The sequence below is a fragment of the Falsiroseomonas stagni DSM 19981 genome (genome assembly GCF_900114315.1).
GTDB classification, from domain to species: Bacteria; Pseudomonadota; Alphaproteobacteria; order Acetobacterales; family Acetobacteraceae; genus Falsiroseomonas; species Falsiroseomonas stagni.
Window position 1 is genome coordinate 48,146 of record NZ_FOSQ01000012.1, and the last position, 22,337, is coordinate 70,482.

General features: G+C 71.4%; 27 protein-coding genes. 14 read left to right on the forward strand and 13 right to left on the reverse strand.

What is annotated here, in order from left to right; genetic code table 11:
- The first annotated feature begins 123 nt into the window (after positions 1 to 123).
- Entirely contained in the window at positions 124 to 783 is a 660-nt protein-coding gene (locus tag BM041_RS31940; protein WP_092962303.1) for a glutathione S-transferase family protein, read from the forward strand.
- A 4-nt stretch (positions 784 to 787) separates the two neighbouring features.
- Here BM041_RS31940 and BM041_RS30765 read toward each other — a convergent pair whose 3' ends face one another.
- The 4 genes from BM041_RS30765 to aceA form a co-directional block, all read right to left on the reverse strand.
- Positions 788 to 946: a hypothetical protein gene (locus BM041_RS30765; RefSeq protein ID WP_175534114.1), complete on the reverse strand. Its 159-nt coding sequence runs from the start codon at positions 944 to 946 to the stop codon at positions 788 to 790.
- Positions 947 to 1,046: 100 nt separating this feature from the next.
- Entirely contained in the window at positions 1,047 to 1,595 is a 549-nt protein-coding gene (locus BM041_RS23235) for a cytochrome b (RefSeq protein ID WP_175534115.1), read from the reverse strand.
- A 123-nt stretch (positions 1,596 to 1,718) separates the two neighbouring features.
- Positions 1,719 to 1,946: a hypothetical protein gene (locus tag BM041_RS23240; protein ID WP_092962305.1), complete on the reverse strand. Its 228-nt coding sequence runs from the start codon at positions 1,944 to 1,946 to the stop codon at positions 1,719 to 1,721.
- Positions 1,947 to 1,962: 16 nt separating this feature from the next.
- Positions 1,963 to 3,270, reverse strand: coding sequence for an isocitrate lyase (gene aceA, locus BM041_RS23245; RefSeq protein WP_092962306.1), 1,308 nt, complete (start codon positions 3,268 to 3,270; stop codon positions 1,963 to 1,965).
- A gap of 156 nt (positions 3,271 to 3,426) precedes the next feature.
- Between aceA and BM041_RS23250 the strand changes: the two genes are divergently transcribed.
- From BM041_RS23250 to motA, 3 genes are all read left to right on the forward strand, one after another.
- Positions 3,427 to 4,845 carry a helix-turn-helix domain-containing protein gene (locus BM041_RS23250; protein WP_092962307.1) on the forward strand — a complete coding sequence of 473 codons (1,419 nt, stop codon included), beginning with the start codon at positions 3,427 to 3,429 and terminating at the stop codon, positions 4,843 to 4,845.
- Between the two features lie 73 nt (positions 4,846 to 4,918).
- The gene (locus BM041_RS23255; protein ID WP_092962308.1) at positions 4,919 to 5,959 is read left to right on the forward strand and encodes a flagellar motor protein MotB; all 1,041 of its coding nucleotides are present in this window, start codon (positions 4,919 to 4,921) and stop codon (positions 5,957 to 5,959) included.
- Positions 5,956 to 6,822 (forward strand): flagellar motor stator protein MotA, encoded by an 867-nt coding sequence (motA, locus tag BM041_RS23260; protein WP_092962309.1) that lies wholly within the window; start codon positions 5,956 to 5,958, stop codon positions 6,820 to 6,822. Before BM041_RS23255 ends, motA begins: the two co-directional genes overlap by 4 nt.
- Here the strand turns inward: motA and BM041_RS23265 are convergent, their stop codons facing one another.
- From BM041_RS23265 to BM041_RS23275, 3 genes are read right to left on the reverse strand one after another with little or no spacing between them, the layout of a single operon-like run.
- Positions 6,823 to 7,035: a DUF2283 domain-containing protein gene (locus tag BM041_RS23265; protein WP_092962310.1), complete on the reverse strand. Its 213-nt coding sequence runs from the start codon at positions 7,033 to 7,035 to the stop codon at positions 6,823 to 6,825. It lies immediately after the preceding gene.
- A 28-nt stretch (positions 7,036 to 7,063) separates the two neighbouring features.
- Complete coding sequence (locus BM041_RS23270) at positions 7,064 to 7,279, reverse strand: DUF4258 domain-containing protein (protein ID WP_092962311.1); 216 nt, start codon at positions 7,277 to 7,279, stop codon at positions 7,064 to 7,066.
- Complete coding sequence (locus tag BM041_RS23275; RefSeq protein ID WP_092962312.1) at positions 7,276 to 7,533, reverse strand: DUF6522 family protein; 258 nt, start codon at positions 7,531 to 7,533, stop codon at positions 7,276 to 7,278. The genes BM041_RS23270 and BM041_RS23275 overlap by 4 nt, the downstream gene beginning before the upstream one ends.
- Positions 7,534 to 7,602: 69 nt before the next feature.
- On the opposite strand from BM041_RS23275, the gene BM041_RS23280 reads away from it, so the two are divergent.
- Positions 7,603 to 8,070, forward strand: coding sequence for a PaaI family thioesterase (locus BM041_RS23280; RefSeq protein WP_092962426.1), 468 nt, complete (start codon positions 7,603 to 7,605; stop codon positions 8,068 to 8,070).
- A 7-nt stretch (positions 8,071 to 8,077) separates the two neighbouring features.
- Here BM041_RS23280 and BM041_RS30770 read toward each other — a convergent pair whose 3' ends face one another.
- The 3 genes from BM041_RS30770 to BM041_RS23295 all read right to left on the reverse strand — a co-directional run bounded on the left by BM041_RS30770 (position 8,078) and on the right by BM041_RS23295 (position 11,158).
- Complete coding sequence (locus BM041_RS30770) at positions 8,078 to 9,292, reverse strand: hypothetical protein (RefSeq protein ID WP_092962313.1); 1,215 nt, start codon at positions 9,290 to 9,292, stop codon at positions 8,078 to 8,080.
- Positions 9,289 to 10,296 (reverse strand): hypothetical protein, encoded by a 1,008-nt coding sequence (locus BM041_RS23290; protein WP_092962314.1) that lies wholly within the window; start codon positions 10,294 to 10,296, stop codon positions 9,289 to 9,291. Before BM041_RS23290 ends, BM041_RS30770 begins: the two co-directional genes overlap by 4 nt.
- A gap of 79 nt (positions 10,297 to 10,375) precedes the next feature.
- Positions 10,376 to 11,158 carry an enoyl-CoA hydratase/isomerase family protein gene (locus BM041_RS23295; protein WP_092962315.1) on the reverse strand — a complete coding sequence of 261 codons (783 nt, stop codon included), beginning with the start codon at positions 11,156 to 11,158 and terminating at the stop codon, positions 10,376 to 10,378.
- A gap of 122 nt (positions 11,159 to 11,280) precedes the next feature.
- Between BM041_RS23295 and BM041_RS23300 the strand changes: the two genes are divergently transcribed.
- Positions 11,281 to 11,796 (forward strand): pyridoxamine 5'-phosphate oxidase family protein, encoded by a 516-nt coding sequence (locus BM041_RS23300; RefSeq protein ID WP_092962316.1) that lies wholly within the window; start codon positions 11,281 to 11,283, stop codon positions 11,794 to 11,796.
- A 72-nt stretch (positions 11,797 to 11,868) separates the two neighbouring features.
- Here the strand turns inward: BM041_RS23300 and BM041_RS23305 are convergent, their stop codons facing one another.
- From BM041_RS23305 to BM041_RS23315, 3 genes are all read right to left on the reverse strand, one after another.
- Complete coding sequence (locus tag BM041_RS23305; RefSeq protein WP_092962317.1) at positions 11,869 to 12,111, reverse strand: hypothetical protein; 243 nt, start codon at positions 12,109 to 12,111, stop codon at positions 11,869 to 11,871.
- Between the two features lie 85 nt (positions 12,112 to 12,196).
- Positions 12,197 to 12,481: a hypothetical protein gene (locus tag BM041_RS23310; protein WP_092962318.1), complete on the reverse strand. Its 285-nt coding sequence runs from the start codon at positions 12,479 to 12,481 to the stop codon at positions 12,197 to 12,199.
- Between the two features lie 174 nt (positions 12,482 to 12,655).
- Positions 12,656 to 14,983 (reverse strand): mechanosensitive ion channel domain-containing protein, encoded by a 2,328-nt coding sequence (locus BM041_RS23315; RefSeq protein ID WP_092962427.1) that lies wholly within the window; start codon positions 14,981 to 14,983, stop codon positions 12,656 to 12,658.
- 215 nt (positions 14,984 to 15,198) lie between these two features.
- Between BM041_RS23315 and BM041_RS23320 the strand changes: the two genes are divergently transcribed.
- The 8 genes from BM041_RS23320 to BM041_RS23355 all read left to right on the forward strand — a co-directional run bounded on the left by BM041_RS23320 (position 15,199) and on the right by BM041_RS23355 (position 22,244).
- The gene (locus tag BM041_RS23320; RefSeq protein ID WP_092962319.1) at positions 15,199 to 16,401 is read left to right on the forward strand and encodes an MFS transporter; all 1,203 of its coding nucleotides are present in this window, start codon (positions 15,199 to 15,201) and stop codon (positions 16,399 to 16,401) included.
- 51 nt (positions 16,402 to 16,452) lie between these two features.
- The gene (locus tag BM041_RS23325) at positions 16,453 to 16,647 is read left to right on the forward strand and encodes an HIG1 domain-containing protein (protein WP_092962320.1); all 195 of its coding nucleotides are present in this window, start codon (positions 16,453 to 16,455) and stop codon (positions 16,645 to 16,647) included.
- Between the two features lie 136 nt (positions 16,648 to 16,783).
- Positions 16,784 to 17,530 carry an electron transfer flavoprotein subunit beta/FixA family protein gene (locus BM041_RS23330; RefSeq protein WP_092962321.1) on the forward strand — a complete coding sequence of 249 codons (747 nt, stop codon included), beginning with the start codon at positions 16,784 to 16,786 and terminating at the stop codon, positions 17,528 to 17,530.
- A 2-nt stretch (positions 17,531 to 17,532) separates the two neighbouring features.
- Entirely contained in the window at positions 17,533 to 18,453 is a 921-nt protein-coding gene (locus BM041_RS23335; protein ID WP_092962322.1) for an electron transfer flavoprotein subunit alpha/FixB family protein, read from the forward strand.
- A gap of 78 nt (positions 18,454 to 18,531) precedes the next feature.
- The gene (locus BM041_RS23340; protein ID WP_092962323.1) at positions 18,532 to 19,410 is read left to right on the forward strand and encodes a 3-hydroxybutyryl-CoA dehydrogenase; all 879 of its coding nucleotides are present in this window, start codon (positions 18,532 to 18,534) and stop codon (positions 19,408 to 19,410) included.
- Positions 19,410 to 20,468, forward strand: a complete 1,059-nt coding sequence (locus BM041_RS23345; RefSeq protein ID WP_092962324.1) for a mandelate racemase/muconate lactonizing enzyme family protein — start codon at positions 19,410 to 19,412, stop codon at positions 20,466 to 20,468. The genes BM041_RS23340 and BM041_RS23345 overlap by 1 nt, the downstream gene beginning before the upstream one ends.
- Before the next feature lie 92 nt (positions 20,469 to 20,560).
- A complete protein-coding gene (locus tag BM041_RS23350; RefSeq protein ID WP_217648822.1) occupies positions 20,561 to 21,220 on the forward strand; it encodes a potassium channel family protein in 660 nt (219 codons plus the stop codon).
- 70 nt (positions 21,221 to 21,290) lie between these two features.
- On the forward strand, positions 21,291 to 22,244 hold the full coding sequence (locus BM041_RS23355) for a Bug family tripartite tricarboxylate transporter substrate binding protein (RefSeq protein ID WP_175534116.1): 954 nt from the start codon (positions 21,291 to 21,293) through the stop codon (positions 22,242 to 22,244).
- Positions 22,245 to 22,337: the final 93 nt, after the last annotated feature.

The window sequence follows — 22,337 nt, forward strand, 5'->3', positions numbered from 1 at the left end:
GTCATCCCCTGAAGAATCCCGATGCGGCAGGCTAGCATCGGGGCGGGATGGCCCGGAAGCCGGGCGCCTTGCGCTCCGCCGTCGCCGCCCGGAAGATCGCGCTATTGCAAGGGAGAGGACGGCATGGCGATCACGCTCTATGGCTGCGCGCGGTCACGCGCCTCGCGGAACCTGTGGCTGCTGGAGGAGATGGGCGTGGCATACCGCCATGTCCCGGTGATCCAGGCCTACCGCCTGCCCGATCCGGATGCGGCGGATGCGCCCCTGCACACGCGGTCCGCGGCGTTCCTCGCCATCAACCCGAACGGGCACATCCCGTCGCTGGAGGATGACGGGCTGGTCCTGCATGAGAGCCTGGCGATCAACCTCTACCTCGCGAAGAAGGCGGGCGGGACGCTCGGCCCGGCGACGGTGGCGGAGGATGGGCTGATGGGGATGTGGTCCCTCTGGGCGGCGACGGAGGTCGAGCCGCACAGCATCGAGATCCTCTACAACATGGCGGCGAAACCGCCGGCGGAGCGGGATGCGGCGAAGGCGGAGGCGGCGGTGGCCGCGCTGCGGGCGCCCTTCGCGGTACTGGACACCGTGCTGGCCGCCACGGGCCATCCGGTCGGCGCGCGTTTCACGGTGGCGGACATCAACCTGGCGGAGGTGGTACGCTACGCCATGCCGGCGCGCAGCCTGTTCCAGGGCGCGCCGCGCGTCGCCGCCTGGCTGGCGGCGTGCCAGGCCAGGCCGGCCTGCCAGCGCATGATGGCGATGCGGGAGCGCGAGCCCGCCTGAACCGTCAGGCGGCGCGGGCTTCCTTGGGGACTTCGCTGGGGGCTTCCCGGGGGACCTCCCTGGGGGCGGGCTTCTCGGCCTCTGGCAGCGGCGGGGGCGGCGCCTCCGCCACCGGGCGGGGTTCCGGCCGGGACAGGCGGCCGAACAGGTGATTACGACGCATCAGGACGCACTCCGAAGGCTCCCGCGATTCGATGCACGGGTTGTATGAACGATGCCCTGCCCGCCACGCTGATTGAAGCCCCCGGGGTGCCGGTTTTCCGTCAGCGTGGCGCGCCGGCGGGGCTGCGGCGAGACAGCCAGGGCAGCATCCGGGCGGCGATGTCGTCGCGGCGGATGACGGCGTGCCACAGCGTAGCGACGACATGCAGGATGATGGTGCCGAGCAGGACGTTGGCAAGGACCTCATGCACCCCTTCCAGCAGCTTGCGCAGGCCGAGGGGGGCGAGCAGCGGCGGCACCTCGAACAGCCCCAGCACCGGGAAGGGCGCGCGGCCGGACATGGCGATGGCGAGGCCCGCCAGCGGCACCGCCGCCATCAGCGCATAGAGCAGTAGGTGGCCGGCCCTGGCGGCGCGGCCCTGCCAGCCTTCCTCCGCCGGCGGCGCGCCGCCCAGCAACCGGGCCAGCAGCCGCGGCAGGACCAGGGCCAGCACGGCAATCCCGACCAGCGCATGGGTGCCGGTGGCGGCGATGCGGTCGGGGCCGCGGGCGACATCCTCCATCAACTGGCCGAGCAGCCAGGCCGCGCCGATGGCGGCGGCCATGGTCCAGTGCAGGGCGATGCTGGCGATGGAATAGCGGGGTTGCATGGCGGGGCCTCCTTCAGGCGGTGGAGGAGACCATGGCCGCGTCACGGGCTTGCGTCCTTGATGCAACGCAGGATGACGGCGCGGGGGCATCACGGTGCCGCGATCCCCCCGCGCCCTGATGGATCAGGCCCGCGCCATCCGCCCGCGATCCCCGCAGGCCCAGCCATGGCCATGGACCAGGCCGTCATCATGGTCGCTGTCCTGCTTCATCGCCATGGCGGCGGCGACCGCGGGCGCGTGGACGCGGCCGAAACGGCGATCCTGGCGAAGCAGTTCGCCCACCGGCGGCGGGGCTTCGCGGGCCCAGCCATGCGAATGGACCAGCCCGTCATCGTGAAGGTCGTCGTTCATGGGTCTTCTCCCTGGATCAGGCGTGGTGGAACTGCGCGGCCTCGGTCGAGGTCGCCAGCGCCGTGGTGCTGGCGGTGCCGCCGCTGGCGGCGGTGGCCACGGCATCGAAATAGCCGACGCCGACTTCCCGCTGGTGGCGGATGGCGGTGAAGCCCTCGGCCTCCGCCGCGAATTCGGCCTGCTGGAGTTCGCTGTAGGCGCCCATGCCGCGCTCCGCGTAGCCGCGCGCCAGCTTGAACATCGAGAGGTTCAGGCTGTGGAAGCCGGCGAGCGTCACGAACTGGAAGCGGTAGCCCATCGCCGCGATCTCCCGCTGGAAGGCTGCCGCGGCGTCCACGCCCATCTTGCGCTGCCAGTTGAAGGAGGGGCTGCAGTTGTAGGCCAGCATCTTGCCGGGGAATTCACGGTGGATCGCCTCCGCGAAGTCGCGGGCATCCTGCAGATCGGGGTCCGAGGTCTCCCACCACAGCAGGTCGGCATAGGGGGCATAGGCCAGGCCGCGGGCGATGGCGTAGGCCTTGCCGACGCCCTTCCTGATGCGGTGGAAACCCTCCGGCGTGCGATCCCGCTCGATGAAGGGGTGGTCGCGCTCATCGATGTCGCTGGTGAGAAGCTGCGCGCTCTCGGCGTCGGTGCGGCAGAGCAGGACGGTGGGGACGCCTTCCACATCGGCGGCGAGGCGCGCGGCGTTGAGGGTGCGGATGTGCTGGCTGATGGGCACGAGGACCTTGCCGCCGAGATGGCCGCATTTCTTCTCGGAGGCCAGCTGATCCTCGAAATGCACGCCGGCCGCGCCGGCCTCGATCATCGCGCGCATGAGTTCATAGGCGTTGAGGGCGCCGCCGAAGCCGGCTTCCGCATCGGCGATGATGGGGGCCATCCATTCCGTCATGTCCCCCTTCCCTTCCTGCACCGCGATCTGGTCGCAGCGGCGCAGCGCGTTGTTGATGCGGCGGATCACGGCGGGGACGCTGTCCACGGGATAGAGGGACTGGTCGGGATACATCTGCCCCGCGCTGTTGGCGTCCGCCGCCACCTGCCAGCCGGAGAGGTAGATGGCCTTGAGCCCCGCCTTCACCTGCTGCACCGCCTGCATGCCCGTCATGGCGCCGAGCGTGTTCACGAAGGGCTCGGATTGCAGCAGTTGCCAGAGGCGGCGCGCGCCGCGATCGGCCAGCGTGTGCTGCACGCGGAAGCTGCCGGCGAGGCGGGCGACATCGGCGGCGGTGTAGTCGCGCCGGATGCCGTCGAAGCGGCCAGGCTGGGGGGCGCCATGGCCGAAGCCGCCATCGGGCGCATGGACGGGGGAGGGGGTGGGACGCATGGGTGGAACCTTCCGTATGACCCGCCGCTCTCGTCGCGGCGCCTGTCAATAATTCACCTTGCGCGGGCGGATTGCAGGGGGAATCCTGGGCCCGCCGCGGCAAGGACGTGGCCGGCTTCACCGTGCAGGGCCGAAAATCTGTAAAGGATCCACAGAATGGCCCGTCCGCTGATCGGCCGCACCATCCGGCGGCTGCGGATGGAAAAGGGGCTGACCCAGCAGGCGCTGGCCGTGCGGCTCGGCATTTCCGCCAGCTACCTGAACCTGATCGAGCACGACCAGCGCGCCGTCACCGCCAGCCTCCTCATCAAGCTGGGGGAGACGCTGTCGGTCGACCTGCCATCCCTGTCCGGGTCGAAGGAACGCCAGACGGAGGCGGGGCTGCGGGAGGTGCTCTCGGACCCGCTGCTGGGGCTGGAGGAGATGCCGGAGGGCGAGATCGCGACACTCGCCGCCAGCGCCCCCAACGCCGCGCGCGCCATGCTGGCGCTGTATCGCGCCTGGCGCGTGGCGCGGGAGGATGCATCGGGCATCGCGCTGCCGACGGGACGGCGGATGCTGCTGCCGACGGAGGAGGCGCGCGACTTCTTCCATGACCGCGCCAACCATTTTCATCAGTTGGAGAACATTGCCGAGCAGATCGGCGGCGAATTGCGCGCATCCCCCGCCGAGATGAACCACGCCATCGCGGAACGGCTGCGGCGCACCCATGGGCTGACGGTGCATGTCGGGCCGCTGGGGGCGAGCCTCCGCCGCTACGATCCCGCATCCCGGCGGCTCGATCTCTCGGAATCGCTGCCGCGGGAAAGCCGCGGCTTCCAGATGGCGTTTCAATTGATGCTGCTGGAGGCCAGGGACGTCGTCGAATCCGTGGTGGCGCCGGCGGAGCCTTCCAGCCAGGAAGCGGCCTCGCTGATCCGGCTCGGCCTGCTGAACTACGCGGCGGCGGCGCTGCTGATGCCCTACCTGCCCTTCCTCGAAGCCGCGCGGGAATTGCGGCATGAGGTGGAGGCGCTGGCGGCGCGGTTCGGCGTTTCCTTCGAACAGGCGGCTCACCGGCTTTCGACGCTGCAACGGCCGGATGCGCGGGGCGTGCCCTTCTTCTTCCTGCGCGTCGATCCCGCGGGGAATGTCGACAAGCGCTTCTCCGCGGCGGGCTTCCCCTTCGCGCGCTTCGGTGGCTCCTGCCCGAAATGGATCGTGCACCAGGCCTTCGCGACCCCGGCGACGACGCGGGTGCAGGTGGCACAGCTGCCTGATGGCGCCACCTTCCTGACCTTCGCCCGCGCCATCGCCAGCCCGACCACGCATTGGGGCGAACCGCCGCCGGTGCATGTGGTGGCGATGGGCTGCGACATCGGCCGCGCCTCCGAGGTGGTCTATGCCGATGGCATCGACCTCGGCGCCGCCGCCGTCGGCATCGGGCTGTCCTGCCGGCTGTGCGAGCGCGCGGAATGCCGCAGCCGGGCCTTCCCGCCGCTGGAACACCGCCTGGCGCTGGACCCCAACGAGGATGGCGCGAGCCCCTGGCGGTTCGAGCCGGCACGCCGCCTGGTGGCGGACGCGAAGGGCTGACGGCCGGCGCTTAGTCCGCCCTTAACCCTGCGAGCCTTATCAGCCCCCTGTACGGGAAGATCCTGGGCAGGGCATGGCCAAAGGCAAGGGTGGCGGCACGATCGTCATCAAGCGGATCGAGGAAGGCGGGCACGGGCACCATGGCGGTGCCTGGAAGGTTGCCTATGCCGACTTCGTCACGGCGATGATGGCCTTCTTCCTGCTGATGTGGCTGCTGAACGCGACGACGGAGGAACAGCGCCGGGGCCTGGCCGACTATTTCGCGCCGACCAACGTGATGGGCGCGCAGCAGACCGGATCGGGCCAGCCCTTTGGCGGGCGCACGCCGCATGAAAGCGCGCCGATGGCGCAGAATGCCGGCGCCGTCACGGTGCAGCGCGGCCGCGTGCCCGTGCTGTCCGATGTGGATGTGGAGGATGAGACCGAGCAGGTCGCCCGCCCCACGCCGATGCGCGACGGACCCGATGGCGAGGACGAGGATGCGACGCCGCGCCGCGTGCGCCAGGCGCGCATCGATGCGGACACCGGCGACGCCGATCCGCGCCGGCTGGGCGAGGGGACGGAGAGCGACGCCCGCGCGCTAAGCGACGCGGCACTGCGCGCGGAGGCCGCGCGGCGGGAGAGGGAGGAGTTCGAACGCGCGGCGGAGGAGATCCGCCAGATGGTGGCGCAGGACCCCGCGCTGGCGGAACTCGGCCGGCAATTGCTGGTGGAACAGACGCCGCAGGGGCTGCGCATCCAGCTGGTGGATGCGGAACGCACGCCGATGTTCGCGCTCGGCGGTGCCGCGCCGAATGATCGCGCGCGGGTGCTGCTGGCCCGCGTGGCGCAGGTGGCGAACCGGCTGCCCAACCCGATCGCCATCGCGGGCCACACGGATGCCACGCCCTTCCGCGGCGGCACCGACCGGTCGAACTGGGACCTGTCCGCCGACCGCGCCAATGTCACGCGGCGGCTGCTGGCGGAATCAGGACTGCCGGAGGCGCGCATCCGCAGCGTGACCGGCCATGCGGAACGCGACCTGCTGATGCCGGACAATCCCAACGCGCCGGCCAACAGGCGCGTCTCCATCACGCTGCTGCGGCAGAACGAACCGGTGATCGTGACCCAATGACGACAATCGGCGGCCTGGTCTTCCTGCTCGTGATGGTGTTCGGCGGCTACACCATCGCGGGCGGCAAGTTCGGCATCATCCTGAAGGCCCTGCCCTTCGAGATGATGATGATCGGCGGCGCCGCGATCGGCGCGCTCGTCATGGGCAACAGCATGCATGGCGTGAAGCACACGCTGGGCGGCTTCGGGAAGATCATCAAGGGCGAGCGCTTCCACAAGCACGACTATGTCGACCTGCTGTCCATGCTCTACTGGTTCGTGCGGCTGGCACAGCAGAAGGGCGCCATGGCGCTGGAGCCGCATATCGAGAAACCGGCGGAAAGCCCGGCCTTCCAGAAATTCCCAAAGATCCTGGCCGACAAGGTCGCCGTGACCATGATCTGCGACTACCTCCGCATGGTGGGCATGAACGCCGACGATCCCCACCAGATCGAGGACATCATGTCCAAGGAGCTGAAGAAGATCCGGGAGGAGGAGCTGCACGTCGCGCATGTCTTCCAGAACACGGCGGATGCGCTGCCGGCGCTGGGCATCGTCGCCGCCGTGCTGGGCGTCATCAAGACCATGGCCTCGATCGACAGCCCGCCATCGGTGCTGGGCGGCATGATCGGCGGCGCGCTGGTGGGCACCTTCCTCGGCATCCTGCTGGCCTATGGCGTGATGGGGCCGATGGCGACGCGGCTGAACGGCGTGATCGCGGAGGATTGCCAGTTCTACGAGGTGATCCGCGCCGTGCTGGTGGCCCATCTGCACGGCAACGCGCCGCAGGTGGCGGTGGAGGCAGGGCGCAAGACGGCACCGAGCCATTCGATGCCGAGCTTCCAGGAGCTGGAGGAAGCGCTGCAGGGCCTGCAGATCGCGTAGCTACTCCGCCGCGGCGCGTCCCTCCGTGGACGGCAGCGCGCCCTGGCCGCGCGTGCGGACATGCAGGACTTCGACGCCCACCACGTCGCCCTTCGCGTCGAAATCGATCATCACGCCGGGCGCGACTTCCTCCGTCGTCTCGACCGCGACGGCGTCAGGCGCGAAGCGGGCGTAGAAGGCATCGGCCTCGGGTTCGTAGCTGGTTCGCATCATCGGCTGGCTCGTCGATCGAGATGGGCCGTCACGACCAGGATATCACCCCCCCCCAGCGCGGTGGACAACCTTCAGGATACGCCCCCCCGGCCGCACCGATGGCGCGGAACGCATGGACCAGGGTCGGATCGGCCGGATCCGGCGCGGTGCGATCGGGCTGCGCGATCGCGGCCTCGATCCAGGCCAGCGGAATGCCCCGTTCGCGCAGGCGCCGCTCGGCATGAATGCTGAGGCGGATGATCACCCCCCCTCCGCCGCGATCACGCGCCCCGTCGCGGCATCCACCACCAGGCGCCGTTCGGTGCCGCGGCGGCGCAGCGTGAGGCGGAGCGTGCCGGCATCCGCGCCCTCCCCCCGCTCCACGATGGAGAAGACGACGCCGGCGCGAAGATCGGCCAGGAAGGCGGGCAGCGCCACGCCGAGCAGCGCCGCGGCCTGGTCGGCCGCCAGCACCGCATCCCCCGCGGCATCGATCTCCACCCGGTCCGGCACCATCATGCGCGCATCCTCCGCCCCGCATCATGGCACGGCTTGACCGCGCGCGCGCGGGGCGGCACGGACGCGGGCATGACCGAACAGACCCCCTCCCCCGCCGCACCCGACCTCGATGAGAAGGGCGCCCCCTACCACGACCTGCTCGGCCTGAAGCTGGAACACTGGGCGGATGGCCATGCGCGGCTGGTGTGCGAGGCCGGGGACCAGCACCGCAACCGGTCCGGCATCATCCATGGTGGGCTGGTGCTGTCGATGATCGACCAGGCCGCGGGCTATTCGGGGCTTTGGTGCAGCGTGCCGGGGCATGTGCGCAAGGCGGTGACGCTCGACCTCGACTGCAAGTTCACGGGCCAGGTGAAGGGCGGGCGCCTGGTGGCGGAAGCGAAGGTCGCGACCCGTGGCCGCAACATCTTCTTCGTGCGGACGGAAGTGTTCGACGCCGAGGGCAAGCTGGTGGCCTTCGGGTCCTCCACCCATCGCTGGCGGGCAGGCAGCGAGACGCATGAGGGCCAGCCGGCCAACGCGCCGGACCGCGGCTGACGCGCGCCTAACCCTCCAGCAGCGGCAGGGCGGCCTGGGGGCCGGCCAGCATCTCCACCAGCCGCGCCACCTCCACCCGCGCCAGCCCGCCGCGGCTGGCGGCCAGGGGCAGCAGGCGGCCGATGGTGTCGGCCAGGGTGCGGTCGAAGGCGGCTTCGGCGGCCAGGCGGCGCCCCGCCACTTCCAGCCGCCGCAGGTCGCGCGCCATGCGTTCCAGCATCGCCACCTGCTCATCGGTCGCAGGCGGGCCGGCGGCGATGCGCGTTGCCTCCGCCAGCAGCCCCTCCGCCAGGGCGCGGTCGTAAAGGGTGTAGCAGGCCGCGCCGACCTCCCGCCGCAGGGTCAGCGCCAATTGGCGGCGCTGATCGCGCGCCATCGGGTTGTCGGTCGCTTCCAGCCCCTCCATCCGGCGGACCAGGCGCTGGGCAGCGCTGGCCATCTCCCCGGGTGAGGCAGCGCCGGCGACCAGCGCGCCATCGCGCGTGAGGGCCGCGGCCAGTTCCTGTTCGGCGGTCGGCTGGACCGAGGGCATCAGGCTGCCGGCGACGCAGACGGCGACCCCCGGCCGGGTGGCGTCGCGCAGCAGCAGCGCGAGGCCCGCCAGCAGCGCCGCACGGCCTTCGCCGGCCAGCGGCGCCAGCGCGGCCCGGATCTCCGTCTCGCTGCCGCCCTCCCGCGCGCCGGGATAGGCGGCGGCCCAGAGGGCGGGGGCATGGCGCCAGATCGCGCCGCAGAGGGCGAGCATGGGCGCGGCACTGTCATCCGGCAGGCCGGCCTCCGACCAGCCCTGGGGTGGGATGGGCAGGGTGGCGCGACCGGCCGCGGGCCAGAGGCGCTCCCCCAGCGCCTGGACCAGCGCCTCATCCGACAGGCTGCCGCCGGCGGCCAGCACCTCCAGCTCCACCACGATCTCGCCGACCGCGACGGCGACGGCGGCGGTGATGGGGCGGATGGCGCTGCGCGGGACCAGCAGCGGGGATTGCCGCCAGCTGCCCGGGTTCACCAGCACGCCTTCCAGCGGCAGGCACAGCAGGCGGCCCAGGCGCACGGGGCGCTGCGGGCGCAGGCGACGAAGCCGGGGGCGGATACCGTCCAGCAGGATGTCCACCTCGCTGCGGTCACGCAGGGCATCGAGCATGGCGACGACACGGCCGAGCGCATGATCCGGCGCATCGGCCAGCGCGGCGCGGAGGCCCCTCTCCGCATTGCCGGGGATGGTCATGCCGTCATCGCCCGGAGGCTTTCGTTGCGCGCGGCCATCTCCACAAGGCGCGTGCCGGCCAGGACGGGCAGGGAACCCAGCAGCCGGCGGCCGCGCAGCACCGTGTCCCAGTCCATGGCGCCGCCGGGCCAGCGATCCGTTTCCAGCGCGGGGACCGGAAAGATCGCCGCGATTTCCGCCGCCAGGGCGCTGCGGTCCTTCACGGGGGCGGAAGCCCAGAGGGCGGTGATGGGGGGCCAGCCATCCAGCAGCCAGTCCGGCCGTTCCGCCAGTTCCGCCATCAGCCGCACCCCGGCCGGGCCGCGGGCCAGCAGGCCGGGCAGGTCGTCCAGCAGGGGCCAGAGGGCCGCGAGGCAGGCGCGGATGGAGGCCAGATTGTAGCGTGCCGCCGCCAGAACGACGAGGCCGGCATTCCGGCCCGAGGGCGCCGGCACGCGGCGCGTCCATTCACAGAGATCGGTGCAGAAGGCCTCCAGCCCCGCCACCTGGCGGGATTGCGGCCCGGGTACCGTGGCGGCGATCCCGGAATCCGCGAGCGCTTCCGCCAGCCCCCCCAGCAGCGCCGCCGCCGGCGCATCCAGGGGCGCGGGCAGCCGCGCCTGCAACGCGGCCTTCACCGACTGGATCGCGGCGCGCTGTTCTTCCAGCGCCGCTTCCGCCGCGGCCTGGGCGGGACGGCCGGCATGGCCCATCAGCGCCACCTTGCGCACCACGCCCCGCACGGCGGCAGGCGTAGGGTGCTGGAGCAGCGAGAGCCGGGCCCAGAGCTGGCGGTCATGCAGGGAGGGGGTGCAGGCCGCGACGGCCGATCGCCAGTCCAGCACATAGGTGCCGCGGCCCGTCAGGCTCGGCAGCAGCAATTCGGGGGGGCTGCCCGGCAGGCGGCGAATCCGGCCGCCCCACAGCATGGGTGCGGTGAAGGGCACGAAGATGCCACGCTCCGCACGGTTGGCGGGACGTTCCTGCGACGACGATCCGGCGGTGGTCAGGTCTCGGTCGGGCATTGGCGCGTCACCCTGCGCCAATGCGGGTAAAGAAAGTGTGCCGCGCGGCGGGGATCAGCCCGCCTGGCCGCCGCGCCCCTCAGCGGGCGCGGAACACCGGCTTGCGCTTTTCCAGGAAGGCGCGGGTCGCTTCCTTGAAGTCCTCGGTATAGGCGAAGTCGCCGTTCAGCCGGACATCCTCCGCCGTGACCGGCAGCGCGCCGCGCAGCTTCTGGAGCGCCTGCTTGTGGAAGCGGTTGGACAGCGGCGCGCCGGCGGCGATGCGATGCGCCAGCGCCAGGGATTCCGCCTGCACGTCCTGGTCCGGCACGAGGCGGGAGAGCAGGCCCTTGTCATAGGCTTCCTGGCCGGTCAGCACCCTTCCCTCGATCAGCATCTCCATCGCCACCGCATAGCCCGCAATCTGGAGCAGGGCGTCGAGGTCCGAATAGGCGTACCAGATGCCGAGGTTGCGGGCCGGGATGCCGATGCGGGTGGCGGGGCCGCCGACGCGGAAATCCGCCTTGATGGCGATGCCCGCGCCGCCGCCCATGGTCCAGCCGCGGCAGGAAGCGACGACGGGGTGGCGGCAGCGCTGGATGGAGGCCATGGAGCGGTCGAAGCCCGCGCCATATTCGGCTTCCCGCTCGGGGGTGCCGCGCTCGTTCTGGAAGGCGGCGATGTCGGCGCCGGCGCAGAAGGCTTCCTCGCCCTCGCCCCGGATGACGACGCAGCGCAGGTCGTCGTCGGCGGAGCATTCCTCCATCGCCTCGGCGAGCGCCACCCACATGGGCAGGTCCATCGCGTTGCGCTTGGCGGCGCGGTCGATGGTGACGGTGGCGACGGCGCCGTCGCGGGCGAGGCGGATGTGCGGATGGGGCATGGGGGTGAGCGTAACCCCCCTGCCCCGCGGCGGCCAGATGGGGGGGCGCGGCGACACACGCTTCGCGCAACCCCGGGGGCGGTGGGCCGTTGGCGCCGGTGGAAGCAGAAGGGGAGCCGGGCATGACGGAAACACGGACGGACCAGGAAGCGCGCGACAAGGTCTGGGCGATGATCAAGGACGTCGCCACGGCGATCATGGTGACGGTGGATGCGGGCGGGAACCTCCGCGGGCGGCCGATGCAGGCGGTGGCGATGAAGGAGTTCGACGGCGTGCTCTGGTTCTTCACCAGCCAGCCCTCCCCGAAGACCGAGGAGATCAGCCATGATGGCCGCGTGCTGCTGGCCTATTCGGACCCGTCCTCGCAGGACTATGTCAGCGTCTCCGGCACCGCGAGCGTCGTGCGCGATCCCGCGAAGCAGAAGGAATTGTGGTCCGAATACCTGCGGACCTGGTTCCCCGGTGGGCCGGAGGATCCCAGGGCCGCGCTGCTGAAGGTGGAGGTCGAGGGCGCGGAATACTGGGACGCGCCCAATTCCACGCTCGTGCACGCCTATGGCTACGTGAAGGCGCGACTGACGGGGGAGCCGCCGGAGGCCGGCGCCAACGACAAGGTGGCGTTCAAGCGCGGGGCGTAGGCGCGGGGGAACGCTGTTCTCCCGTGGCATGGTCGGCGGCCAGAGTCCGGCAGGACCCTGGCCGCGGGGTTTTCAGCCGCGGCGGCGCAGCGCTTCCTCGATCAGGCGCCGGTCGCGGGCCTCGCTGCGGCGATTATAGACGACAACGATCGCCCAGATCACCGCGATCAGCCAGGCGCCCTGCCCGACCACGAAGGGCAGCAGGATGAAGAGCAGCCCGCCGACCCAGAGGATGGCGTTGAAGACGGCCTGGAAGGGCCGCCCCTGCAACAGGATGGCCAGCGGCGGGACGAGGATGGCGAGCAGGTAGGACATGAGGGGGAAATGGCCCCGCGGCGGGGCTGGTTCAATCGCCGTCCCCGCGCCTGACAGGACCGTTACGCGGCCAGCCCGCCGGCGGCTAGGCCGCCAGCCGCACCACGCGGCCTTCCATCGCCTCCACCCGCCGCACGCCGATGATCTGGCCCAGATTGCCGGCGACGAGGTGCACCATGCCGAGCGGCATGGCGTGCAGCGCGACCTCCGCCCGGATCACATCCCCCTCCCGCGTCGCGCGGACGAGGTCGGGGATCAGGTCGCGCTTGGCGAAGGGTTGCAGGATGCGGGAGAGCAGGCCGGGGGAGGCATCGGCGCTGACGGTGAAGCGCGCGGCGACCAGTGAGTCGCCATCGAGGAAATCGGACATCTGACGAAAGGCTCCGGAAGGGCGGACGAAGGGACCAGGCACCCGGCAACGCGCGACCATGCCCCCCCATCGGGGGGCACGGGGTCAGGCGGCCGGGCCGGTAATTCGGCCCTTGAGGGTCCGGAACATCGTCACACGGCCACGCTAGCAGCCGGGCCGGGCCGTGTCACGACCTCAGGATGCCGGCTTGGGCGGGGCGGCATCGGCCAGGTCCTCGGCCGGGTGCTTGTTCTCGCCCCGGTCGATGACGAGCTTCTGGTGGGGATAGGGGATCTCGATCCCCAGCTTGTCGAAGCGCTGCTTGATGCGGCGGTTGAACTCCCGCCCCACCGCCCAGCGCGCGGTCGGCTCCCCCTTGATGCGGGCGCGGATGAGGACGCCGCTGTCGGCCAGGCGCTCCACCCCCAGCACTTCCATCTCGTCCCGGATGATGGGGGCGAATTTGGGATCGGCGCGGATCTCGGCCGCGACTTCCTTCATCACCGCCACCACGCGGTCGGTATCCTCGCCGTAGGCAACGGAGACGTCGAGCACGGCGAAGCTGAAGTCGCGCGTCATGTTCGTCACGGTGGTGACGGCGCTGAAGGGGATGATGTGGACGCTGCCATCCTGGGCGCGCAGCCGGATGGAACGGATGGAAAGCTGTTCCACCACGCCGGACAGGCCACCCACCTGCACCACGTCACCGACCGCGACCGCATCCTCGAACAGCAGGAAGATGCCGGTGATGACGTCCCGGACCAGGGTCTGGGAGCCGAAGCCGATGGCGAGGCCGACGACGCCGGCGCCGGCGATCAGGGGGGCGACGTTCACGCCGATCTCGGTCAGCACGTTCAGCGCGATGAAGATCAGGATGGAGGCCGACAGCACGGTGCGCAGCATGGGCAGCAGCGTGCGGACGCGCGCGCTGCGCGCCGCCTTGGCATCGCGGGAGAGCTTCGTGAGGTAGCGCTCGATCGCGGCGTTGGAGAGTTCCCAGACCGTCACCGCCGTCAGCACCGTGAGGCCCACGGAGACGAGGGAGGAGAGCAGCCGCGCGCCGAGCTGGCCGCGGCGGAACCAGGCGAAGGATTCGATCCCCCAGCTTTCCAGCAGGAACAGCAGGGCGAGCACGCCGATGATCAGCGTCACCAGGCCCTTCAGCACCGGGAGGTAGCGGTTGGCGCGCGCCTCCAGCCCGGGATAGCGGCGCGCCATGTCGGGGCCGATGGCGAAGCCGCGGGCGATGCTGCGGCGGATCACCTCATCCGCCAGCTTCGCCAGGCCGAGGATCAGGATGGTGGTGGCGGAGACGCGCAGCAGGCGTTCGAAGCCGTCCCGGACCTCCAGCGCCCAGACGCCCCAGAGCGCCATGAGCCAGAGGATCGCCAGCAGGTGCCAGACATCCGCGACGCGGTCGCGCAGCCCGCGCAGCAGCAGGCGCATGCGGTCCGGCTTCTCCTCCTCCGCCAGTTCGGGCGCGCGGAGCGCATCGGCCACGGCCTCCCGGTTCTGGAGGATGACGATGACCAGCAGCAGGGAGACGATCAGCAGGGCGAGGCGCAGCACCGCGTCATAGGCCGCCCAGGGCATGCCGAAGAGCAGGCCGCTTTCCGCGATGGCGTAGCCGGAGATCGCCACCACCATGATCCGCCGGACCCAGATGGTGACATAGGCAGCCGTCTCGTCGCTGCTCGGCACCAGGCGGAGATGGGTGGAGTTGGGCGAGAAGAGGACGCGCGACATGGCCATCACGGCGCGCAGCGCCATGTAGCTGTTGTTCGCGGTCAGCAGCACCAGCTCCGTCGTCGGCAGGGGCCGCACGAAGCCGATCATGCCGTAGGAGATGATCGCGAAGGCGGCGACCGGCACCAGGTCCAGCAGGAAGCGGGCGAGGACGAGGGGCACGCGGCGCACCCAGGTCCAGCGCGCATCGGCGGCCGGCGCCATGGCATCCAGCCGGTCGGACCAGCGGCGGAGCCCGCGCCGCGTCAGCCATTCCGCCACCAGCCCGGCGCCGAACAGCAGGCCCAGCTTCCAGGCGGCATCGATCACCCGCGCCTGGGTCACCGGATCGCGCGCCATGCCGCCGAGCCAGGTGAAGAGCGCGGGCAGGTCCGTCGCGGCCTGGACGGCGGCGACCATGCTTTCCGAGATGGATTGCAGGCGCTGCTGGGCGCCCATGAGCAGCTGCGCGCCCAGCGTATTGGGGGCCAGCAAGGCGGGCTCCGCGGCCGCGGGCGCGGCTTCGGCCGGCGCCGGCGCCGCGGCGGCAGGGGCGGAGGCAGGGGCGGAGGCAGGGGCGGCGGTGCCGTTGCGCTGGGCGGCGGCCAGTGCCTCCAGCGTCCGCATCAGCTCCGCCCGGCGGGCATCGTCGCGCAGCAGGCCCAGCAGGCGATCGAGTTCCGCCGGGCTGGTGGCCGCCGCCGGGGCAGCGGGCGCGGGGGCAGCCGGGACCTGCGCCAGCGCCGGCAGGGCGATGAGCAGGAGGAGGAGGGGGAAGGCACGGAGGAGGGCGCGCATGGCGCAGGGGTACACCCTGCCGGGGGGGCCGCGGTCAACCCTCGGATGTATCACGCCGTGTCACCCCGCCCCCCGGACGCACGCCCAATCCGGCGGTCCAGGGTCCCCCTGGACCCTGGCGAGGGGGTCAAGGGGGAGCAGCGCTCCCCCTCCTCCGCCACGCGGACGGCGCCCCCCATGTTGCGGTGCAGCGCCACACGGGGGAGGATGGGGGCGTGCCGGGCCCCTCCCCTTCCCTCTGGACCATCATGATCGCGCTGCTGGCGGCGCATCTGGCGGGGATGGGGGCCTTCCTGACGGTGCCGGTGCTGGCGCCCGCCATGGCGGGGGAAACCGGGGTGCCGGCCAGCCTGGCGGGCTTCCATACCGCGCTGGTCTATCTCGGCGCCCTGTTCTCCGGCCCCTTCACCGGGCCGCTGATCCGCCGCTGGGGTGGCGTGCGGATGCTGCAGGTCTGCATGCTGGCCGTCGGGGTCGGCATCGCCATCGCGGCGCTGGGGCATCCGGTGGCGCTGGTGGTGTCCGCCCTGGTGGCCGGGCTGGGGCATGGGCCGCTGACGCCGGGGGGCAGCCACCTGATCGCCGCCCATACGCCGCCGCGCCGCCGCGCCCTGGTGTTCAGCCTGAAGCAGGCCGGGGTACCGCTGGGGGCGATGGTGGTGGCGGCGCTGGCGCCGGCCATCGCGCTGCTGGCGGGGTGGCGGGCCAGCATCCTCTGCATGGCTGCGATCGCCTTCGTGGTGGCGGTGGCGATCCAGCCGCTGCGGGCCGGGCTGGACCAGGGGCGGGAGGCGCCGGGCGATGGCGGCGCGGGATTCGGCGGGCTGCTGCGGGAATCCGCGGCCTCCGTCGCCATGCTGCGGCAGGACCGGGCGCTGGCGCGGCTGACGGCCATGTCCTGCGGCTATGGGGTGGCGCAGTTCTGCTTCTCCACCTTCTTCGTGGCCTACCAGGTGGCCTCGCTGGCCGTGCCGCTGGCCCAGGCGGGGCTGCACTTGGCGCTGGCGCAGGCGGCGGGGGTGGTCGGGCGCATCGGCTGGGCGCTGCTGGCGGATCGCTGGGGCGCGCGAATCGTGCTGGTGGCCTGCGGGCTGGGGGCGGGGATCGCCGGGGGGGTGCTGGCCTTCGCCGATGCCGGCTGGCCGATCCTGGTGGTCACCCTGGCGGGCGTGGTGATGGGGGCGACGGCGATCGGCTGGAACGGGATCATGCTGGCGGAAGCCGCCCGCCTGGCACCCCAGGGCCAGGTGGGGGCCGCGACGTCCGCCCTGTCCTTCGCCTTCGCCATCACCATGCTGGTGGCGCCGCCGGCCTTCTCCCTGCTGATCGCCGGGACGGGGGGCTACCAGGCGGGCTTCCTGATGTGCGTGGCGGCGGTGCTGGCGGGCGCCTGGGCGATTTCGGGGGCGCGCCGCTAGCCGGCCCGATCGGCGGCTTGCCGTCCCGGCCATCCATGCCATGTTGCGGGCATGGTCACGTTCCTGATGGTTCTCGTCGTCCTTTCCATGCTGGGCACCCTCGGCGTCATGTTCGCGGGGATGCTCGGGCTGGTCCGCAGTGACGAAGGCGGCGGCGCGCGGTCCAACAAGCTCATGCGGGCGCGCGTTGTCATGCAGGGCGTGACGCTTGTCCTGTTCCTGCTGCTGGTGCTCGTGAAGGCCTGAGCAGGTGCAGCATCGGGCCGGGCCGCCGCGCCTTGCCCGCCCGGACCCCGCGCCCTATGGTCCGGCCCGTTTTTGCGGCAGCGATTAGCGCCCGGGGCAGCATCTGCGCCGGCGCCGACCAGGGATCCGGCAACCGATGAAAATCCTCGTCCCCGTCAAGCGGGTGGTCGACTACAACGTGAAGGTCCGCGTGAAGGCGGATGGCACGGGGGTCGAGACGGCCAACGTGAAGATGTCCATGAACCCCTTCGACGAGATCGCGATCGAGGAAGCGGTCCGGCTGAAGGAGAAGGGGGTGGCGACGGAAATCGTCGCCGTCTCCGTCGGCCCGACCGCGGCGCAGGAGCAGATCCGCACCGCGCTCGCCATGGGCGCCGACCGCGGCATCCTGGTGGAGGCCGAGGGAACGGAGCCGCTGGCGGTCGCCAAGATCCTGAAGGCGCTGGTGGAGAAGGAAGGCCCGCAGCTGGTCATCCTCGGCAAGCAGGCCATCGATGACGACATGAACGCCACCGGCCAGATGCTGGCGGCGCTGCTGGGCTGGGGCCAGGGCACCTTCGCCAGCAAGGTCGAGATCGCGGACGGCACCGCCCGCGTGACGCGCGAGGTCGATGGCGGGCTGGAGACGGTGGCGCTCACCATGCCGGCCATCGTCACCGCCGACCTGCGGCTGAACGAGCCGCGCTACGCGTCCCTGCCGAACATCATGAAGGCCCGCAAGAAGCCGATCGAGACGATGAAGCCGGGTGACCTCGGCGTCGATGTCACGCCGCGGCTGACGGTGCTGAAGGTGGAGGAACCGCCGAAGCGCCAGGCGGGCAAGAAGGTCGGCAGCGTCGCCGAACTCGTGGACAAGCTGCGCAACGAAGCGAAGGTGATCTGAAGATGGCCGTCCTGGTCCTTGCCGATCGCGGCGAAACCGTCTCCCAGCCCACGCGCAGCGCCCTGGCGGCGGCGCAGAAGCTGGGCGGGGAGGTGCATGTGCTGGTGTTGGGCGCCGAGGGTGCGGCGGCCGCGGCGAAGCTGCCGGGGGTGGCCAAGGTGCTGGTCGCCGCCGGCGACAGCATGGCGCTGGCGGAGCCGGTGGCGGCGCTGCTGGTCAGCCTCGCGCCCGCCTATGACGCCCTGCTGGCCCCGGGCAGCGCGGCGGGCAAGAACGTGATGCCGCGGGTTGCCGCCCTGCTCGACGTGCAGATCATCAGCGATGTCGCGGGGGTGGAGGGGCCGGATACCTTCCGCCGCTTCATCTATGCCGGCAACGCGCTGGCCACGATCCGCACCAGCGATGCGAAGAAGGTGATGACGGTCCGCGCCGCGTCCTTCGACCCCATCCCGGCCGAGGGCGGCAGCGCCGCGATCGAGGATGCGGCCGCCGCGGCGAACCCCGGCGTCTCCACCTTCGTGGGCGCCGAGATCGTGAAGCAGGAACGCCCCGAACTGACGGCGGCGCGCGTCGTCGTCTCCGGCGGCCGGGCCATGGGGTCCTCCGACAGCTTCAAGATCCTGGAAGGCGTTGCGGATCGCCTGGGTGCGGCCATCGGTGCGTCGCGCGCCGCGGTCGATGCGGGCTATGCGCCGAACGACATGCAGGTCGGCCAGACCGGCAAGATCGTGGCGCCGGAACTCTACATCGCCTTCGGCATCTCCGGCGCCATCCAGCACCTGGCGGGCATGAAGGACAGCAAGGTCATCGTGGCCGTCAACAAGGATGAGGAAGCGCCGATCTTCCAGGTGGCCGATTACGGCCTGGTGGGCGACGTCTTCAAGATCATCCCGGAACTCGAAGCCGAGCTCGACCGGAAGTAATCGAGCGCGGGAACACCGACGCCGGCTGTGGCCCCGAACGGGCCGCGCCGGCGTTTTTCATGTGAGGGGGAGTGAGCGATGGCGACGATCCAGCGGCTGGGCATCATCGGCGCGGGGCAGATGGGCAACGGCATCGCCCATGTCGCGGCGCAGGCGGGGGTCGAGGTGGTGATACTGGACGTGGCGGAGGCGGCACTCGCCAAGGCCATCGCCACCATCACGAAGAACATGGACCGCCAGGTGCAGAAGGGCACGCTGGCCGCCGCCGACAAGGATGCGTCGCTCGCGCGCATCGCCACCACGACGGACTACGCCACCTTCGGCGATTGCGACCTGGTGATCGAGGCCGCGACGGAGCGGGAGGATCTGAAGCTCAAGATCTTCGCGACGCTGACGCCGCATCTGCGCGCCGATGCGCTGGTCGCGTCCAACACCTCCTCCATCCCCATCACGCGGCTGGCGGCGGCGACGGACCGGCCCGGCCGCTTCGTCGGCATGCATTTCTTCAACCCCGTGCCGATGATGAAGCTGGTGGAGGTGATCCGCGGCCTGGCGACGGAGGATGCGACCGTGGCGGCCGTGGCCACGCTGGCGGAGCGGATGGGCAAGACCGTTGCCTTCGCCGCGGACTACCCCGCCTTCATCGTCAACCGCATCCTGCTGCCGATGATCAACGAGGCCTGCGTGGCCCTGCAGGAAGGCGTGGGCGACATCGCCTCCATCGACACCGGCATGAAGCTCGGCTGCAACCACCCGATGGGGCCGCTGGAATTGGCGGATTTCATCGGCCTCGACACCTGCCTGGCGGTGATGGAGGTGCTGCATGCCGGCATGGGCGACAGCAAGTACCGGCCGAGCCCGCTGCTGCGGAAGTATGTCGAGGCCGGCTGGCTGGGGCGGAAATCCGGCAAGGGGTTCTACGACTACAGCGTGACCCCGCCGAAGCCGACGCGCTGATGCGCATCACGGCCCTCTCCGCCGCCGCCGAGCATCTGAAGCCCGCCCGGGCCGCCGATGCCTATGCGGGGCGGGAGAGCCTGAGCTTCGTCCGGCTGCGCGTGCAGACCGACCAGGGGCTGTTCGGGGAAGGGCTGACCGGGCGCTTCCTGTCCGCCCAGGTCGTGGCGCTGCTGAACGGCGAAGTCGCGCAGGCCGTCACGGGGCAGGACCCGATGGCGCATGAGGCGCTGCGCGGGATGCTCCTGAAGCGGCTCAACCCGCGGGGCGCCACCGGGCCCTTCGTCGCGGCGCTGTCGGCGCTGGACCTGGCGCTGTGGGACATCAAGGGGAAGGCGCTGGGCCTGCCCGTGGCGCGGCTGATCGGCGGCGCGCGGGATTCCGTGCCGGCCTACGCCACGGCGGGGATGCCGGCCTTCACGGAAGCGGAACTGGTCGGCGCCTGCGAAGCCGCGCTGACCGAAGGCTTCGTGGGCGTGAAGCTGCTGGTGGGCACCGGGCGGCCGATCACGGAGGATGCGGCCCGCATCCGCGCGGTGCGGCGCGCCATCGGCGATGCGCCCCTGATGCTCGACGCCAATTGCGGCTTCACGGTCGCGGAGGCGAAGCGGCTGGCGGCCCTGGTGGCGGACTGCGACATCGCCTTCTTCGAGGAACCGGTCCGGGACAACGACATCGCCGCCCTCGTCGAACTGCGCCGGTCCACGCCGATCCCGCTCGCCTCCGGCCAGATGATGCAATCACCCTCCTGGTTCCGTGACGTGCTGGCAGCGGGTGCCCTCGATATCCTGCAGCCCAATGCCGCCTTCTGCGGCGGGATAACCTCCATGCTGCGGATCATGGCGATGGCGGAAGCCCATGGCGTGCCCGTGACCGGCGCCGGCGGGTTCGAGGCCGCGAACCTCCCCGCCATGGCCGGCCATGCCCATGGCGGCATGCTGGAAGTCCACGGCGCCCATGCCGCGCTGCGCGACCGCTTCGCGCACCATCCCCATGCCGAGCGCGGGCGCATCCTGGTGGCGGAAACCCCCGGACTCGGCTTCGGACTGAAGCCCTGACCGCCCTGCCGGGGTTCCAGGGCCTGGCCGGCAAGCCGGGGGCACTCGCGACCTACGGGCTGCTGGCGCTGGACCTGGCGGCGCTGGGCTGGGTGATCCTGGAATCCTTCCTGCCCGCCAGCACCACGGTGCTGGCCATCGACATCGCCGTCGGGCTGGTGCTGGTCGCCGAGATGGCGATCCGGCTGCGCACCTCCCGCGCCGCGCGGCGGGAATTGCTGCACCCCGCGGGGATCGCGGACCTTCTCGCCGTCATCTCCTTCCTGCTGGCGCCCTTCTTCGCGGGCTGGGGGTTCCTGCGCAGCCTGCGCACGCTGCGGCTGCTGCGATCGGCCCGCCTGGTGCTGCACCTGCGCCAGGACATCCCGGCCTTCCGGCGCAACCAGGACGCGGTGGTGGCCGCGGCCGACCTGCTGGTCTTCATCATCGTGATGACGGGCGTGGTCCACGCCACCCAGCACCGCAACAACCCCAACATCTCCGACTGGGCGGACGCGCTGTACTTCACCGTCACCGCCCTCACCACCACGGGGTTCGGCGACATCACCCTGCCCGGCACCTCTGGCCGCCTCATCACCGTTGTCATCATGCTGGCGGGCGTCACGCTGTTCCTGCGCCTGGCGCAGGCGCTGTTCCGGCCGACCAAGGTTCGCTTCCGCTGCGAAGCCTGCGGCCTGATGCGCCACGACCCAGACGCGGTGCACTGCAAGGCCTGCGGAGCCCTGCTCAACATCCGGGATGAGGGAGATTGAAGGCGGCGCCCCTCGCCGCCATCCTCTCCTGATCCGCCCCGCAGAGGGCGCCACAGGGAGATACCGTCGAATGCGCCTGACGCGCCGTAGCCTGCTCGCCACCCCCCTTCTCCTCCCCGTCTCCGCCCGCGCCCAGACGGGCTGGCAACCGACGCGGCCGATGCAGCTCATCGTCGGCTTCGCGCCGGGGGGCGGGACGGACATCATCGCCCGCACGATCGTCGAGGCCGTCGCGGCCACCTTCCCGGTGCCCCTCGTCGTCGTGAACCGGCCCGGCGCGGGCGGGGCCATCGCCGCCGAACAGGTGGCGCGCGCGGCACCGGATGGCCACACGCTGCTGATGGCCGGCGGGTCGGAAAGCACCTCCCTCCCGGCCCACCGGGACCTGCCCTACGATCCGAAGCGAGGCTTCTCCGCCGTCATCCGCCTGACCCGGAACGCCCACTTCATCTGCACCCGCGGGCGCGGGGGGAAATTCACCACCCTCGCCCAGGTGATCGAGGCGGCGAAGGCCAACCGCGGCGGGATCACCCACGGATCCTCCGGCGTCGGCACGCTGTCGCACTCCATCTTCATCATGTTCGAACGCGCCACCGGCACGGAACTGCTCCACGTCCCCTACACCGGTGGCGGACCGCAGCAGCAGGCGCTGCTGGCCGGGCAGATCGACCTGGCCGTGCAGGCCTCCGACGAACTCGGCGGGCTGGTGGCGTCGGGCGACATGCTGCCGCTGGCCGTCACCACCGCCGAACGCCACCCGGCCTACCCCAACGTGCCGACCATGCGCGAACTCGGCAGCGACCTGGTGGCGGAGAACATGAAAGGCTGGGTCGGCCCCGCCGGCATGACGGAAGACATGATCGGCTACCTGCACGACCGCTTCCGCCAGGGCATGTCCACCCCCGTCTGGCGCCGCTTCATGGAACGCGCCGGCGACCCCGACGGCTACGCCAACGGGCCGACCTTCCAACGCGACATGGACACGCTGCTGGACGCGATCCGCGGGGCCATCCGGCGGGGGTGAGGCGCGGGCTGTCCAGGGGAAGAGGGCTCCGCCCCCTTCCCCGAACCCCTTCCCCCGCAAAGGGCCAGCGGGCCCTTTGAACCCATGAGATTG

Excerpts from the sequence above, each read along its gene's own strand:
- BM041_RS31940 (WP_092962303.1), top strand. The coding sequence starts at position 124 with ATGGCGATCACGCTCTATGGCTGCGCGCGGTCACGCGCCTCGCGGAAC.
- BM041_RS30765 (WP_175534114.1), bottom strand. The coding sequence starts at position 946 with ATGCGTCGTAATCACCTGTTCGGCCGCCTGTCCCGGCCGGAACCCCGC.
- BM041_RS23235 (WP_175534115.1), bottom strand. The coding sequence starts at position 1,595 with ATGCAACCCCGCTATTCCATCGCCAGCATCGCCCTGCACTGGACCATG.
- BM041_RS23240 (WP_092962305.1), bottom strand. The coding sequence starts at position 1,946 with ATGAACGACGACCTTCACGATGACGGGCTGGTCCATTCGCATGGCTGG.
- aceA (WP_092962306.1), bottom strand. The coding sequence starts at position 3,270 with ATGCGTCCCACCCCCTCCCCCGTCCATGCGCCCGATGGCGGCTTCGGC.
- BM041_RS23250 (WP_092962307.1), top strand. The coding sequence starts at position 3,427 with ATGGCCCGTCCGCTGATCGGCCGCACCATCCGGCGGCTGCGGATGGAA.
- BM041_RS23255 (WP_092962308.1), top strand. The coding sequence starts at position 4,919 with ATGGCCAAAGGCAAGGGTGGCGGCACGATCGTCATCAAGCGGATCGAG.
- motA (WP_092962309.1), top strand. The coding sequence starts at position 5,956 with ATGACGACAATCGGCGGCCTGGTCTTCCTGCTCGTGATGGTGTTCGGC.
- BM041_RS23265 (WP_092962310.1), bottom strand. The coding sequence starts at position 7,035 with ATGATGCGAACCAGCTACGAACCCGAGGCCGATGCCTTCTACGCCCGC.
- BM041_RS23275 (WP_092962312.1), bottom strand. The coding sequence starts at position 7,533 with ATGATGGTGCCGGACCGGGTGGAGATCGATGCCGCGGGGGATGCGGTG.
- BM041_RS23280 (WP_092962426.1), top strand. The coding sequence starts at position 7,603 with ATGACCGAACAGACCCCCTCCCCCGCCGCACCCGACCTCGATGAGAAG.
- BM041_RS30770 (WP_092962313.1), bottom strand. The coding sequence starts at position 9,292 with ATGACCATCCCCGGCAATGCGGAGAGGGGCCTCCGCGCCGCGCTGGCC.
- BM041_RS23290 (WP_092962314.1), bottom strand. The coding sequence starts at position 10,296 with ATGCCCGACCGAGACCTGACCACCGCCGGATCGTCGTCGCAGGAACGT.
- BM041_RS23295 (WP_092962315.1), bottom strand. The coding sequence starts at position 11,158 with ATGCCCCATCCGCACATCCGCCTCGCCCGCGACGGCGCCGTCGCCACC.
- BM041_RS23300 (WP_092962316.1), top strand. The coding sequence starts at position 11,281 with ATGACGGAAACACGGACGGACCAGGAAGCGCGCGACAAGGTCTGGGCG.
- BM041_RS23305 (WP_092962317.1), bottom strand. The coding sequence starts at position 12,111 with ATGTCCTACCTGCTCGCCATCCTCGTCCCGCCGCTGGCCATCCTGTTG.
- BM041_RS23310 (WP_092962318.1), bottom strand. The coding sequence starts at position 12,481 with ATGTCCGATTTCCTCGATGGCGACTCACTGGTCGCCGCGCGCTTCACC.
- BM041_RS23315 (WP_092962427.1), bottom strand. The coding sequence starts at position 14,983 with ATGCGCGCCCTCCTCCGTGCCTTCCCCCTCCTCCTCCTGCTCATCGCC.
- BM041_RS23325 (WP_092962320.1), top strand. The coding sequence starts at position 16,453 with ATGGTCACGTTCCTGATGGTTCTCGTCGTCCTTTCCATGCTGGGCACC.
- BM041_RS23330 (WP_092962321.1), top strand. The coding sequence starts at position 16,784 with ATGAAAATCCTCGTCCCCGTCAAGCGGGTGGTCGACTACAACGTGAAG.
- BM041_RS23335 (WP_092962322.1), top strand. The coding sequence starts at position 17,533 with ATGGCCGTCCTGGTCCTTGCCGATCGCGGCGAAACCGTCTCCCAGCCC.
- BM041_RS23340 (WP_092962323.1), top strand. The coding sequence starts at position 18,532 with ATGGCGACGATCCAGCGGCTGGGCATCATCGGCGCGGGGCAGATGGGC.
- BM041_RS23345 (WP_092962324.1), top strand. The coding sequence starts at position 19,410 with ATGCGCATCACGGCCCTCTCCGCCGCCGCCGAGCATCTGAAGCCCGCC.
- BM041_RS23355 (WP_175534116.1), top strand. The coding sequence starts at position 21,291 with ATGCGCCTGACGCGCCGTAGCCTGCTCGCCACCCCCCTTCTCCTCCCC.